Below are 13,198 nucleotides of genomic sequence, written 5' to 3'. Positions count from 1 at the left end.
CGGGGACGCCTCTGAAGCGCTCTGGCTTTCGTTCGCCCTCGCCGTCGCAGCGGGGGTGGGCTGGCTGTCGGCGCCGTCGCCGATCGCATTGAGGCGTCTCGGTCCTGCGGCGCTGGCGTTCGGCGCCGTGATCGGCGTTTCCCTCCTGACGGTCATGCCCTTGCCCGACACCGTCGCGCGAACCGGCCTCTATGAGGTCGTCGGCGGACGTTCGCTATCGATCGCGCCTGCCGCGACCGTGATCGAGGTCGCCAAGCTGTTCGGGCTTGGGTGCGTCTTTCTTTGCGGCGTCTTCGCGGCGCGCGGCGAGCGTACGCCCGCGCGGCTTGTGAACGCTTGCATCGTCCTGACGGCGCTGTGGGCGGCGTGGAGCCTGATCCTCTTCGTTTCGGCAGGCAGTCAAGGGCGCCTCGGCGCGCCCTTCCTCAGCCCAAACACCGCCGCCACCCTGCTCGGAGCGGGCGTGATCCTGACCCTAGGCCGACTTCTCGCCTGGCGAGACGCCCGCGGCCCTTCCGCGGACAGACGCTGGGAACTCACATGGCTGGGCGGCGCCCTGCTGCTGCTGTCGGTCGCGCTTGTTCTGACCCAGTCGCGCGCGGGGCTGGGTGTCGCAGTTCTCTGCGCCCTGGGTCTGGCGGCATGCTGGCCCGCCCCGTCGGGCGGCGTTCGCCCTCGCAAACGGTGGTTTCTCGCGGGAGCGGCGGCGATCGCCTTGCTGGTCGTCGCCGAGGCGGCCCGCGGCCTCCTTCTGAGGTTGCCTGGCCTTGGGGAGGCCGCAGCCGATCGCAAGGACATCTTCGCCGTCTATTGGACCGCCTTCCTTGATGCGCCCTTGTTCGGCGGCGGACTGGGAACGGCGACCTATGTGACGAAGCTGGGGCTGACGCCGGCGAACTATGGATCTCTTTGGAATGTCCAGAGCGCGCACAACTGGGCTCTCCAGTGGATTGCGGAAGGCGGCCTGGCGGCCGCCTTGCCGATGGCGGCGGCGATCGGCCTTTTGATCCATGGGGCCTTTCGAGGCCTCGACACGCGATCGGCGCGGGTGTTGCTTCCGTTGTTGTTCGTGAATGTCATGGTCTTGACCCATGGATTGACAGACTTCGCTCTCCAAATTCCGGCCTTTGCAATGTACTGGAGCTTCCTGCTTGGGTTGCAGATCGCCATTGGCGGCGCGCGGACCGAACGGCTTGCACGGCCGGACGCGAGCGGGTGCGGAGAAACAGGACAATGATCCCATCGGCAACACCGAACGGCCTTGCCAACATCGCGGTGGTGATCGCCGCGTTCAACGCCGAGACCACGGTCGATCTTGCTGTTCGCAGCGCGCTCGCCGAATCCGAGACGCTTGAGGTCTGGGTCATCGACGACGCATCGACGGACGCAACGGCGCGGGTCGCTGAAAGCTGCGACGACGGATCGGGACGTCTGCGGGTGATCAGGCAGGCGGCCAATGGCGGACCGTCCGCCGCTCGCAATGTGGCGCTCGCGGCGACGCGAGCGGAGTGGATATGCGTCTTGGACGCCGACGACGGGTTCGCGCCCGGGCGTTTGGGCCGGCTTCTGGCGGAGGCGGACGGCGCGGAAATGGTGGCCGACGCCATCACCCGCGTCTCCGCGTTCGACGGGACGGCGACCTTCCATCCCCAGGACACGCCGCAGGCGGCGTCCCTTTGGGCCACGGTCAGTTTGGCCGATTTCATCGAAGGCAATGTCAGCCGCCGCGGGCGTCATCGCGAGGAGCTCGGCTTCATCAAGCCCCTGATGTCCACCGTTTTCCTGAGACGTCACCGCATCGAATACGCCCCACGTCTCCGGCTTGGCGAGGATTTCCTGCTCTACGCGCAGGTGCTCGCGCACGGCGGACGTCTACGACTCGGCCCGCCTTGCGGCTATATCGCCCTGACCCGGCCCGACTCCCTCAGCGGTCGCCATACGATCGACGACTTGGAAGCCCTGAGGGACTGCACACGGAACCTGGAAGGCATCCGGACTTTGACGGCCCCGGAGCGTCGTGCGGTGCGGCGTCATTGGCGAAGCGTGGATGACCGGTTGCAATGGCGCCGGCTGATCGAGGCGGTTAAGGCGCGGGACGCAAGGGCGGCCCTCAAGACGTTCCACGATCCGGCATCCGCGCTGAACCTGCTCAAGAACCTCGCTGGGCAGGCGTGGCTCAGAGGGCCGGGTCGGGTCGGTCGGAGGGCAGGAAGCGGCCTCTGAGGAAGCCGACAGACCACCCCAGATGCATCAGCATCGCGGCGACGCCAGCAAGATAGCCGCAAACGGGCGCGTTGGCGGCGCGAGCCGCGAGCCCGCCGCCCAGGAGACATATGGACACCCAGAGAAGGGCGGGGCCGGCGAGGAGGAAGGCCAAGGGGTGGACCAGCGCCCCGATAAGCACGCCGGCCAGAGCGACGGCGACCGCAGGCCCGACCATAGCGGGCGCCAGTTGCCGGGGCTTCAACGGCATTCGATGTTTGACCACAGTGCGCGCCCGTCCCCGGCCGTGGTTGACGTATTGCCGGAATAGGGAGCCGGGCGTTCGGCGAGGGAAATAATCGATCGCGAGATCGCCCTGAAACCAGATTCGGCCGCCGGACGCGGTCAGACGTCGGTCATACTCGGCATCCTCGTTGTGGCTGAAGGCGGCGTCGTAGCCGCCGATCCGTTTGAAGGCTTCAATTCGCATCAGGGCGTGGTGGCCGTGGTCGATCCAGCCGCTTTCGCCCCCGATCCGATGCGCGGATCCCCCGGCCCCGATCCTGGAATTCTGCGCTGTGGCTGCGGCGATCTGGAAGCAGGAGTCCCCCACCGTCCGCATCGGCACGACGACGGATTCCGCGCGCGTCGCCGTGGCGGCCTCCACCAGCCGGCGCGCAAAGCGGTCGGGATAAGACGCATGAGCGTCAATCCTGAGCAGGAAGGTTCGACCTTCGCCATAGGTTTCGACGGCCTGGTTGATGCCCGCGCTCTGCAGCCTCTGCGCATTATGAAGAAGATGAACCCGCGCGTCCCTTGACGCCCACTCCGCCACGATCGCCTGGCTGGCGTCGTGACTGCCCCCGTCCGTCACCACGATGAGGTCATTGTCGCCGGCGTCTGCGACTAAGGCGGCCATGAGTTGGGGAAGGTGCGCCGCCTCGTTGAGGCAGGGCACCACGATCAGCAGGCCGGAATTCATCAAGGGCGGTCCGTTAGGGTTTCAACCAAGCGACGGCAGTCCTGGTGATCGGCCACCAGATCGGACCGCTCCAGACGCGCCACAGCCTCTGCGTGGTCTGCGTATCCAGACAGGGTCAGATCATCAAAGAAGGTCCCGAGCTCAAGGTCAAGGTTGCTGAACAGAGCGCCAGCCCCGTGGGCTGCAAGCCACCGCCCGGTCTCGACGTCTCGCTGGGCGATCAGCGGCCTGCCGTGAGCGCTCCCTTCGTAAAGGCGGTTGGGAAGGAGCCAATCGGAGTTCTGACCGGCTTCATAGAAGTCCACGGCCCATACGAAATGCACGGCCGAATAGGCTTGGGCGAGATCCTGAGCGGCGTACGGGCCGTGAAAGGTCAGGCCGGGCCACTCGGCCACGGCGGCCTCGAAGTCCTCCCCGAACACGGCCGCGGAGGGCCGCCCCCGGATATCGACTTCGATCCGGCCCGGGCGGCTGGCGGCCAGGCGGCCCAGCAACTCCAGACTGCGGCGACAGCGGAGCATGCCGAACCAGCCGATCCGCCAGGGTGGCGCAGCAGGCGCAGGAAGGCTTGGCGCCAAGCCGTCGCCAAGAACCAGAACCTTGTTTTCGACGAGCAGCCGCGGCGCGGTCGTCGGCTGCAAGGTCTTGAAGTAGGCTCTATCGAAGGCCTCTGAGCTCAGGACGATCAGATCGACACGTTTGAGCAGCAGTCGCTCAACGCCTCGCAGCACTCGGGATTTGAGGCTGCCGGAAAGCATGACGCGATGGATGTCCAGCACCTCATAGCAGAGACGGGTCCGACGGCCGCTAAACACAAGGCCCGCCCAGGCGAGGACGAGCATTTCAAGATTGCGGGCTATGATCGCGTCCTTGTCGCGAACACGACGGCCGAGCGCGCGCGGCTCCATCAGCCGCCTGACCACCATCAGGGCTCTCTGGCCGAGGGCGGCGTCTCGTGTCCGCCCAAGCCGTTCAGCGCCCCAAGCGGCCGGCGGATCAGGCGACTCGCCACGCAAGAAACCCGCCACGGCGACGTCGGCGCCGCCCGCGGTGAGCATGGCCAGGCGTCGTCGAACCGCCGGATCGCTGAGATCCGGCGCCATATAGAGAATCCTGGGGCGCTGGCTTTTGTCGCCGACCGCCGCCCTCATCGAACAGGCTCCTGCGCCGTTCGGTCTTCGGTGGCGCGTCGTGCGGTTTCGCTCGCGGCCATGACCAACCAGGCGGTGACGGCGTCGATCGGGCGATCGCAGAGGGCCAGCAGGAGCCGGCGGCGCCGCACCCAGCGGGGCGCCTGCGACGGCGCCAACAACATGCATTGCAGGTCAAGATCGTCGATCTCCGGCAGGATGGCGCGTTGACGCTCGGCCGGCACGGTCTGGAATACGGCCTGAACGCAGCGGATCGCCAGGTCCAGGGTGCGGGTCAGCCCCATCGCGGCCGCCTCGCGCGCGACGGCGGACCAGCCCTCCGGAGGCAGGCGGCGCAACAGACGCTCGACGTCGCCGACATAGCGACCCGCAGGTTCGCGGTGATGAAGCGCTTTCGCCAGGCTCATCGCCGCGACCAAAAGCGTGTGGTCGTCCCGAAACGTCCGGACCTGACCGCCGAGAAACGGTTGCAGGATCGACTCGGCGATTAGCCGATCGGGCCGCCGCGGCATCGGGCAGCCGGGTTGTTGAAGACGATGGTGAAGGTCGATGTTCTGGGCGTCGACGCCCACCCGAAACTGCTGCTCCGCGAGGAACCAGCGCCACCATAGGGTGTCGGTGTGGGGGTCCAGCCGATGCCCGGCCAACTGCAAGGCGCGGGCGACCTTGGCGTAGGTCGCCGGCGCGGTCAGCAGGTCGATGTCGGAGGCCGGGCGGGCGAATGGCGTGCCATAAAGATTCTGCTGCAGCACGACCCCCTTGTAGAAGATCACGCACGCCGGCGTCCCGGCCAGGGCCGTGGTCAGGCGACGCATCATGATGAGGCTCGCCCCGTTCATTTCAGCCGTCAGGCGCCGGAACGCACCGGTCGTTTCTGCGATCTGGTCGTCGGGCGCGGCCTTCAAGAGCAGCGCGCCCGTCAGTCCCAGCAGACGGTTCTGCGCCAGAAGTGTCGTCGCCGCGCGACCGGTCGCCACACCCGCCGCCGGAACGTCGCCGCGCCCCTGCGCCCAGGCGCGCAGGATTTCGACCGCCAGGTCGACGCCGGGAACGGCGCCATGCCCCGAGGGCGGCGGCTGAAGGGATGGATAAGCGGAAGCCATAAATACGCCTGAGGCGGGAAAGTGTGCTTGGAAGTCAACACCTAACAGGTCTTGTCAAAGGCTGTCAGAACTTTGTTCGCTTTGTCGTTGACTTCGAAGCCTTATCGTTAAAGAGATGTAAATGCTGTTCCAAAATACCACTGAGGGAGAATCTCCGTGACCAACGCAAAGACTGTCTACGAAGCCCCCGCGATGACCTCGCTGGGTTCGTTCGAAACCCTGACGCAAGGCGCTTCGCGCGGCTCCGCGCTCGACGCCACCTTCCCGACGGGCACCCCGTTCGGCGATCTGACCTTCTCCTGATCGATCGGCGCACCCGCGCCGTCGAATTGAAGAAGATAGACCGGCGGGATCTTTCGGGATCCCGTCGTTTTTATGCGTGGGAGCGGTGCGGCGATGAACGTCAACGAAACATTTGTTGCGGATCCGGAAGTGGTCGCAAGCGAGGTCGATGGCGGGGCCGCCTTGCTCGACCTCAGGTCCAGCCAATATTACGGCCTCAACCCTGTGGGGGCCTTCGTCTGGGATCAGATCCAGACACCCAAGACCTTGGATGCACTCGCATCAGCGGTGGCGGACGCGTTTGATGTGGGCGCTCCGGATTGTCGCGCCGACATCGCGCGCCTGCTCGAGGACTTTGCGAGCGCGGGCGTTGTCCGGCGGCATGCCTAGCGCACGCAAGCGAGGCGTTTCTCTCGCTGACGTGCGATACCTCACAGCGACCTGGGCGCTGCTGGTGTTCTATCGTATTGCGCTTGCGTTCGCGCCCTATCGCCTGGTCAGGCGCGTCCTTCCCGTTCAGCGGACCCCGCGAACCGCGCCGTCATGGGCGCTCGCGCGGACGCGCTGGGCCGTGTCGAACGCCGCACGCGCCGCCTTTGGTGCGACCTGTCTTCCGCAAGCGCTGGCGGCCAACGCCCTTCTTTCTCTCCAGGGTTACGGCTCCGTCATCCGCATCGGGGTTCGCCGCAGTGAAAGCGGCGCTGTCCAGGCTCATGCCTGGGTTCTCTCGGACGACCGGGTCGTCGTCGGCGACGATGGCGAATGTCTGGAGAGCTTCACGCCCCTGACCGATTTGGGACCCCGCGCGTGACGGCGATCGCCGGCGTTTGGGGCGACGGCGCCGAGAAGACGGCGGCCATGCTCGACGCCATGGGCAGAAGGGGAGGGGCGAGGCGCGCGTTCGGCCACTTTCCGCCGCATCTTCATCTGGCTTGCGGCCATCTTCCGGCTCGACCGGGAGACGGGGTTGTCGTGCACCAGGGGTATGGCGTCGTTCTCGACGGTCGGCTCGAAGCTGCGGACGGCAGGCGTCTGGCGGAGCCCGGGCGAACCATCGTCGACATTTACCGGTCCAAAGGAATCGCCGGTTTCGCCGACCTCAAGGGGGAATTCGCCTTCGGCCTGTGGGACCCGGAGGGTCGGCGCCTCATTTGCGCACGGGATGTCCTTGGCGCGCGGCCGCTCGTCTTCCGACGGGATCAGGCGTCTTTCGCGTTCGCCTCCGAGGAGCGTGGCCTTGCGCCGCTTTATGGACGTGAGCCGCTTTGTGATCTCCGCGCGGCTGAGTATCTCATCGGCTTGGCTCCGCCTTCCGATCGGGGAATGCGGGCGTCGGTCTCACGCCTTGTCCCCGGCACGGCGGCCGTCTTCGATGCAGACGGCGTCCAGATCCACAAATTCGACGCCCTTGTGCTGCCAAAGGAAACGACGGATGCGCCGGCGCTTCAGGCGCAGCGGTTCTCATCCCTTCTTCGCGACGCCGTCGCGCGCCGGTGCGCGGGGGAGGCGGCGGTGGACTGTTTCCTCAGCGGGGGGTTGGACTCATCAAGCCTCGCGCGTCTCGCGGGGCGTGAAACGGCGGAGACGGTTCGAACGCTCTCGCTTGTCGATTCAGCGCGTCCCGCGCTGAGCGAGCGGCCCTACATCGAGGCGGCGATCCGGGGGCAGGGCTTCGACGCCCATTTCGTGGAGATCGGCGACTACGATCCCTTTGCCGGCGCCCACGCCGCTCTGGAGCGGCATGCCGGTCCGGTCGCTGCGCCCAACCTGCTGATGATGCGGCCGGTGTACGAAAACGCGCGGCAGGGTGCGGTCCTGCTTGACGGCCATGGCGGCGACGAGGTCGTGTCCAAGGGCGTCGGCCGCCTCCTCGATCTCGCACGGGCGGGGTCGTGGATCCGGCTCTATCGCGAACTGCGCGGCGTGGCCGATCTTTACGGGGAAAGCGCGCCAGCGATGCTCCTCGCGCTGTATCGCGGTTTCGGGCCAGGGCGGCACAAGTTCGCGGCCTTGGCGCGGCGGGTGCGAAGGATAGCCGGCAGACCGCAGGAGGCGGAGGAAAGCCCGCTGGACCTTCTGTCGAGCGACTTTCGCGCCGTCTCGGCGATCGACGCCGCCGTGTCCGCGCGATGGAGACCGAGAGCCGCCACGGGTCGAGAAGCCGAACACGAGGTGCTGACCGGGCCGCAGCAGAGCTACGCGCTGGAGGTGCTCGACCGGGAGGCCCAAGACGTCGGGGTGGAGGGGCGCTGTCCCTTCTGGGATCGGGCCTTGATCGACTATTCCATGTCCCTGCCCCCGCAGGCGAAGCTGCAGGGCGGTTGGACCCGGTTCATTCTCCGTCAGGCGATGGCCGACGTTCTCCCGGACGAAGTGCTCTGGCGTCGGGACAAGCACGACTTCTCCAGCCAGCTTCGCGAAGGGCTTCGGCGAAGCCCCCGGATTACGCCGCAAGCCCTTGAAGCCGCCAGGAGCCGACTGTCGTCCCATCTGAATGTGGATCGGGTGATCGCCTTGCGTCGGCGGTTGGACCAGCCTGATCATCCTGTGTCGGGGGACGCGCTGCAGGCGCTTTGGCGGATCGGTCTCTGGGCGATCTGGACCGAATCCATCGCTCCTGGCGACCCGGCCTGTAATTTGAAGGTCGGGGGACCAGATGTCCCGCATTGAACCAACACCACGCCTGCGCCGATACAGCGCCTTCGGGCTGCGCATCGAAGCCGATCTCGCCTTGCCCGAGCTCGAGCCTGACATGGGCAGCGGGCTTCCCGATCTGCGCATCCGGCTGGGATCGGCGCCGTCCATTCTCGACACCGAGGCGCCTGCGGCCTTCCGGTTCCAGGAAGACGAGGCGCTGCTGAGCTGGCGCGACGTCGGCGATTTCCGGATCCTGGGCCGCGACCTCATCGTCTATCAGCCGCGGGCGGGGGTCGACGAAGCTCTAGTGAGCCTGCCGCTGCTGGGCCCTGTGATGGGCGTGCTTCTGGAACGCCGAGGTCTTCTCACCCTTCATGGCAGCGCTGTGGAGCTTTCCGCAGGCGTGGCTGTCTTCCTGGGAGACAAAGGCGCCGGGAAATCGACCACGGCCGCCGCGCTCGTCAGGGCGGGCAAGACCCTTCTCACCGACGACATCGTCGCCGTCGATTGCCGAGGCGCGCCGCGTCTCTATCCCGCCTATCCTCAGGTCAAGCTCACCGAGGAGGCGAACGCCTCGATCGCCGTCGACGGAGAGGCGATGGCGCGTCCTCACCCGGCGTTCGAGAAGCGTCGACTGCGTCTGGACGCGCCCTTCGATCCCGCGCCACGTGAACCGAAGGCGGCTCTCGTTCTCGAGCGCGGTGCGGCGTTCGCGCTCCATCCTCTCCGGGGCGCCTCGGCGCTCACCGCTCTGATCCGGTTTTCGTACGCCACGCGTTTCGGCCGCGACCTCATCAGCGGGCGGTCGGCCGCCGACCATCTTCGCCAGTGCGCCGCCCTCAGCCAAAGAATCTCCGTGTGCCGGATGGTCGTCCCCAACGATCTCGGCGCCCTGGCGCAGTTGCCCGACTGGCTCGAGAGTGAGATCGGTCGCCTTGACGCGGATGCTTCGACATGACGGCCGAACCGGCGCGGCCCGGCGTCTTCCGCGTTGTCGCCTTCGCCCGTTTCATCCTTTCCACGTCCGGTCGCCGGGCCTGGCCTGCGGCCGTTTTTCTGACCCTCGGCAGTCTGACCGAAGGCTTGTCGATTCTGCTGTTGGTGCCTCTCCTGACCTTGCTGGGGCCTGGGGCGCAATCCGTCTCCATACCGCTCCCTGACCTGTTCTCCGCGGGCGCCGGCGGAACGTTGCAGATCGGTTTGGTCACGGCGCTCGCCGTCCTGAGTCTCGTCGTCACCCTTCAGGCGCTGCTGATGCGCGCCAAGACGATCTATATGGCGGACCTTTTGGTCGAGGTCGTCGATCACGTCCGGATGGATCTGTTCAGCGCCATAGGCGCGGCCCGATGGCGCTTCCTGTCGTCGCGACGGCACGCTGACCTGCATCAGACCCTGACGGTCGAGGTCGACCGGGTCCATATGTCCCTGAACCATCTTCTGGCTCTGGTGCAGACGCTGGTGATCCTCGCCATCTACACCGCGATCTCACTGATGATCTCGCCCACGATGACCTTCGTCGCCTCTGGCGTCGGACTGGCCTTCCTGGCTCTGCTCACGCCGCTTCGACGCCGGTCCTCGGCCTATGGCGCGGTCGTGACCGCCCAGAAGCAAAAGCAGTTCCGAACGGTCGACGCCTTCCTCGGGGGACTCAAGGTGGTCAAGAGCCTGACGGCGGAGCCTCGCTACGTCAGACGGCTCGACGCCGATCTGTCGGACGCCAGAAGCGAGTTCCATCGCTATATGGGGGTGGCCTCTCTGGCGGGCGCGCTCTTCCAGATCCTGAGCGCCTTGGGGCTCAGCCTGTTCGTCTATCTCGCGCTGAATGTGATGCGCGTGCCGATGGCCCAACTGATCGTGATGATCTTCCTGTTCATGCGGATCGCTCCGCGGTTCACGGCCATCCAGTCGCATCTTCAGGAACTGATGATGAACCTGGAAGGATTTGACGAGGTGCGACGTTTGACGCGAGCGTGCCGACAGGAAGCCGAGCCGACCCTCGGCCGAGCGTCCGCCTTGCCGCTCAACGAGATGATCACCTTCCGGGACGTGACGTTCCGCTACGGCGCCGATCAGCCGCCGATTCTTGCGGGCCTTTTCCTTGCGATACCGGCCCGACGGATCACCGCCCTGATCGGACCGTCGGGCGGCGGAAAGAGCACGATCGGCGACCTGATTCTCGGCTTGCTGGAGCCCGACGCCGGGGAGATCGCCATCGATGGCATTCCTCTGGGCCCGGATGCCGTGAGAGCCTGGCGCCGATCGGTCGCCTATGTGCCGCAGGATGTCTTCCTGATGCACGACACCATCCGTGAGAACCTCAGGATCGCCTTGCCGACGGCGGACGAGGCGGCGATGTGGCGCGCTCTGGATCTGGCGCAGGCCGGCGATTTCGTGCGGCGTCTGGATTTCCGCCTCGACACGGTGGTGGGACCTCGCGGCACACGGCTGTCAGGGGGGGAGCGTCAGCGCATCGCCTTGGCCAGGGCGCTGCTGATGGAGCCCCAGCTGTTGATCCTCGACGAGGCGACAAGCGCCCTGGACTGGGAGAACCAAAGCCTGATCGCCAAGGCGATCGAGCGTCTTCGAGGCCGAATGACGATCATCACCGTGGCCCATAGACCGTCGATGATCAGTTTCGCGGACTGGGTTCTTGCGGTCGATCAGGGCCGGCTGGTTGAGGCGGGGGCGTTTCGCGAACTTCGTGCGAAACCCGGTTCGGCGATTTCAAAGATGATGGACGGCGAAAACGGAGACGGCGCGGCGAACGCGCAGCGGACCGCTTCGTCTGGGGGGTGACATGACGGTTTGGCCTGAGGAAGGTTTCACTTCGGGGCGGGTCCATGTTCGGACCCCCACCTACCGCCGGCCGGCTCTCTTGGAGCGATGCCTGCGCTCCCTCCAGGCCCAGACATGCTCTGACTGGATTTGCGAGGTGTTCGACGACGATCCCGATCAAACAGGGCGAGCGGTCTGCGAGCGCCTCGCCGACCGACGGATTGTGTATTCTCCAAACCGTCCGCAGAGATTCGCCTCAAAGAATATCGACGGCTGCTTTTCAGCCCTCAACCCCTACGACGCCGAGTATTTCTTTGTTCTGGAGGACGACAACTACGTCTTCGACGGCTTCATCGCCGAGAACATCGCTCTTGCCCGGCGCGAGGGCGTCGAGCTCGTGCTGCGTAATCAGGTCGTCGACTACGACCTGACGGGCGCGGGGAGGGCGATGTCTGAGTTCGGCATCCTGGAGGGCACCTACCGGGAAGGCCGGCAGTCGGCGGAGACCATCCGGTTGGGCGCGCTCGCCGGCATCGGGGTGTCAAACGGCGCCCTGTTCTGGTCGGCCAGGGCCCGGTCGCGGCTGGAGATCGTGACGCCGTGCAACGCCTCGCTCCAGGAGTATCTGCGAACCCTCAGCGTCGTCGATGACGTCTATGTGGCGCTGGAGCCGCTCGCCGCCTGGGCGGCAAACGGGGAACAGACAACGCGGAATCTGGGCGATCGAGCCGGCTATCTCAAGCGTGAGTTGGACCTTAAACGCGCCATCCAGCGCATACGTCGGCGCATCTGGCAGACGACCGAGGCGGCGGGACGCCGCGCATTCCTTGATGGACAAGCGCTCTCCGTCCCCGCCGACACCGTCGCCGAACAGTTGGCGAGAGCGCTGATTTTCGAACGGACCCCAGGCGCAAGGGACCCGGCCACCCGCGTCGGCGCCCTGCTGCGCGGCCTTGCAATCGCAGTCTTCGGCCGAACGGATGAGGATGTGGCGTCGTTCATCGACGCCCAACCCCGACCCCGCGATTAGTCTGGACGCTTCAGCGCGCCGAGACGCCGCGAAAGGCCTTCCCGCACCGAAACCGACAGTCGCCGCCGCCCGTCACTGTCGAGAAGGATCGCCGCGAGCGCAGTCACATCGCCGCGCTTGAGGCGATCCACCCGACGGGCATAGCGTTGGGTTTGGCCCAGCGCGAGCCGCCGCCGATCAACGCTTCCCGTGTTGAACCCCGGCGCAGACGTGTCCAGGCGGTCGAGGGCGCCGATCATATGATCGATTTGATCGGCGGAGAGCCGATACGACAGCGAGGAGACCCTGCGACGGTAACGGTAACCCGCCTCTGCCATATAGCGATAGCTGAACCCGGCGGCAGTCCAGCGCGCCATCAGATCGAAGTCCTCGCCGATCACGAGGGTGTCGTTATAGGGCTTGCCCAGCCTGGCCAGCCGGTCTCTCCTCAACATGGGCTTCAGATAGCCCAGTTCGGGCGCTGGGGGATCCCCCAGCCCGCCGGTCATCAGGTCGTCGAACGAAAGGGCGCGTGACCCTGGCCAGACCGCCGGATCGATCCAGGGATGGTCGCGTGACGGATCCCCCTCGTAGAAGGCGGTCATATTGTCTGCGACAGCATCCGCCGAAGAACCCTCTCCTTCCGCCGTCATGCGTTCGAGCCGATCAGGCGCGATGACGTCATCGGCGTCGATGATGGCGACCCAACGGCCCCGGGCCTGTGCGATCGCCAGATTGCGGGCCGCCGCAGGACCACGACCGGCCCCGTCGATAATGCGCACGCGCGGGTCCTCTCCTGCGTGTCGGGAGAGACAGGCGCGGGTCGTATCCGTGGACCGATCATCGACGACCAGGACTTCAATCGCTTCCAGCGATTGACGCCGGATCGAAAACAGAGCCTCATCAACGTATTCAGCGACATTGAAGGCCGCCACCACCACTGTGACAACCGGATCGGGCTGTGAGCCGGATAGGTTTGGCATGGTGCGGTGTCCTTCAAAGCAATGAGCGCGCAATAATCAGGCGTTCTTCCAACCTTAGCCCCGGCTGTTTCCGT

General features: G+C 66.2%; 13 protein-coding genes. 9 read left to right on the top strand and 4 right to left on the bottom strand.

The features are described 5' to 3' along the window. Nucleotides 1–88 precede the first annotated feature (88 nt). On the top strand, nt 89–1,237 hold the full coding sequence (locus ACP69V_RS08220) for an O-antigen ligase family protein (protein WP_426023424.1): 1,149 nt from the start codon (nt 89–91) through the stop codon (nt 1,235–1,237). Further along, nucleotides 1,234–2,223 carry a glycosyltransferase family 2 protein gene (locus tag ACP69V_RS08215; RefSeq protein WP_426023423.1) on the top strand — a complete coding sequence of 330 codons (990 nt, stop codon included), beginning with the start codon at nt 1,234–1,236 and terminating at the stop codon, nt 2,221–2,223. Before ACP69V_RS08220 ends, ACP69V_RS08215 begins: the two co-directional genes overlap by 4 nt. On the opposite strand, the gene ACP69V_RS08210 is transcribed toward ACP69V_RS08215, so the two are convergent. The 3 genes from ACP69V_RS08210 to ACP69V_RS08200 are packed head-to-tail and all read right to left on the bottom strand — an operon-like array spanning nt 2,177 to nt 5,438. Next, nucleotides 2,177–3,184 (bottom strand): glycosyltransferase, encoded by a 1,008-nt coding sequence (locus ACP69V_RS08210; RefSeq protein WP_426023422.1) that lies wholly within the window; start codon nt 3,182–3,184, stop codon nt 2,177–2,179. The two genes, ACP69V_RS08215 and ACP69V_RS08210, sit on opposite strands and share 47 nt — an antisense overlap. Next, complete coding sequence (locus ACP69V_RS08205) at nt 3,184–4,335, bottom strand: glycosyl transferase family 1 (RefSeq protein WP_426023421.1); 1,152 nt, start codon at nt 4,333–4,335, stop codon at nt 3,184–3,186. The genes ACP69V_RS08210 and ACP69V_RS08205 overlap by 1 nt, the downstream gene beginning before the upstream one ends. Beyond that, complete coding sequence (locus tag ACP69V_RS08200; protein WP_426023420.1) at nt 4,332–5,438, bottom strand: nucleotidyltransferase family protein; 1,107 nt, start codon at nt 5,436–5,438, stop codon at nt 4,332–4,334. The genes ACP69V_RS08205 and ACP69V_RS08200 overlap by 4 nt, the downstream gene beginning before the upstream one ends. A 156-nt stretch (nt 5,439–5,594) precedes the next feature. On the opposite strand from ACP69V_RS08200, the gene ACP69V_RS08195 reads away from it, so the two are divergent. The 7 genes from ACP69V_RS08195 (at nt 5,595) to ACP69V_RS08165 (ending at nt 12,162) form a co-directional block, all read left to right on the top strand. Further along, complete coding sequence (locus ACP69V_RS08195) at nt 5,595–5,741, top strand: lasso RiPP family leader peptide-containing protein (RefSeq protein ID WP_240484590.1); 147 nt, start codon at nt 5,595–5,597, stop codon at nt 5,739–5,741. Between the two features lie 93 nt (nt 5,742–5,834). Continuing rightward, a complete protein-coding gene (locus ACP69V_RS08190) occupies nt 5,835–6,110 on the top strand; it encodes a PqqD family protein (RefSeq protein ID WP_426023419.1) in 276 nt (91 codons plus the stop codon). A 31-nt stretch (nt 6,111–6,141) separates the two neighbouring features. Continuing rightward, nucleotides 6,142–6,531 carry a lasso peptide biosynthesis B2 protein gene (locus ACP69V_RS08185; RefSeq protein WP_426023418.1) on the top strand — a complete coding sequence of 130 codons (390 nt, stop codon included), beginning with the start codon at nt 6,142–6,144 and terminating at the stop codon, nt 6,529–6,531. Beyond that, nucleotides 6,528–8,390 carry an asparagine synthase-related protein gene (locus ACP69V_RS08180; protein WP_426023417.1) on the top strand — a complete coding sequence of 621 codons (1,863 nt, stop codon included), beginning with the start codon at nt 6,528–6,530 and terminating at the stop codon, nt 8,388–8,390. The genes ACP69V_RS08185 and ACP69V_RS08180 overlap by 4 nt, the downstream gene beginning before the upstream one ends. Then, a complete protein-coding gene (locus ACP69V_RS08175) occupies nt 8,377–9,315 on the top strand; it encodes a hypothetical protein (RefSeq protein ID WP_426023416.1) in 939 nt (312 codons plus the stop codon). The genes ACP69V_RS08180 and ACP69V_RS08175 overlap by 14 nt, the downstream gene beginning before the upstream one ends. Next, nucleotides 9,312–11,153, top strand: a complete 1,842-nt coding sequence (locus ACP69V_RS08170; protein WP_426023415.1) for an ABC transporter ATP-binding protein — start codon at nt 9,312–9,314, stop codon at nt 11,151–11,153. Before ACP69V_RS08175 ends, ACP69V_RS08170 begins: the two co-directional genes overlap by 4 nt. Before the next feature lies 1 nt (nt 11,154). Next, a complete protein-coding gene (locus ACP69V_RS08165) occupies nt 11,155–12,162 on the top strand; it encodes a glycosyltransferase (protein ID WP_426023414.1) in 1,008 nt (335 codons plus the stop codon). Here the strand turns inward: ACP69V_RS08165 and ACP69V_RS08160 are convergent. After that, nucleotides 12,159–13,124, bottom strand: coding sequence for a glycosyltransferase family 2 protein (locus ACP69V_RS08160; RefSeq protein WP_426023413.1), 966 nt, complete (start codon nt 13,122–13,124; stop codon nt 12,159–12,161). The genes ACP69V_RS08165 and ACP69V_RS08160 overlap by 4 nt on opposite strands. Nucleotides 13,125–13,198 lie beyond the last annotated feature (74 nt).

It is taken from the genome of Brevundimonas sp. PWP3-1b1 (assembly GCF_049896065.1).
Lineage (GTDB): Bacteria > Pseudomonadota > Alphaproteobacteria > Caulobacterales > Caulobacteraceae > Brevundimonas > Brevundimonas intermedia_B.
The sequence above is the reverse complement of the archived record's forward strand: the minus strand, read 5'-3'. Positions and strand labels throughout refer to the sequence as shown.

Coding starts and splice junctions, on each gene's coding strand:
- ACP69V_RS08215 (WP_426023423.1), top strand. CDS start 1,234: ATGATCCCATCGGCAACACCGAACGGCCTTGCCAACATCGCGGTGGTG.
- ACP69V_RS08210 (WP_426023422.1), bottom strand. CDS start 3,184: ATGAATTCCGGCCTGCTGATCGTGGTGCCCTGCCTCAACGAGGCGGCG.
- ACP69V_RS08205 (WP_426023421.1), bottom strand. CDS start 4,335: ATGAGGGCGGCGGTCGGCGACAAAAGCCAGCGCCCCAGGATTCTCTAT.
- ACP69V_RS08200 (WP_426023420.1), bottom strand. CDS start 5,438: ATGGCTTCCGCTTATCCATCCCTTCAGCCGCCGCCCTCGGGGCATGGC.
- ACP69V_RS08190 (WP_426023419.1), top strand. CDS start 5,835: ATGAACGTCAACGAAACATTTGTTGCGGATCCGGAAGTGGTCGCAAGC.
- ACP69V_RS08175 (WP_426023416.1), top strand. CDS start 8,377: ATGTCCCGCATTGAACCAACACCACGCCTGCGCCGATACAGCGCCTTC.
- ACP69V_RS08170 (WP_426023415.1), top strand. CDS start 9,312: ATGACGGCCGAACCGGCGCGGCCCGGCGTCTTCCGCGTTGTCGCCTTC.
- ACP69V_RS08165 (WP_426023414.1), top strand. CDS start 11,155: ATGACGGTTTGGCCTGAGGAAGGTTTCACTTCGGGGCGGGTCCATGTT.
- ACP69V_RS08160 (WP_426023413.1), bottom strand. CDS start 13,124: ATGCCAAACCTATCCGGCTCACAGCCCGATCCGGTTGTCACAGTGGTG.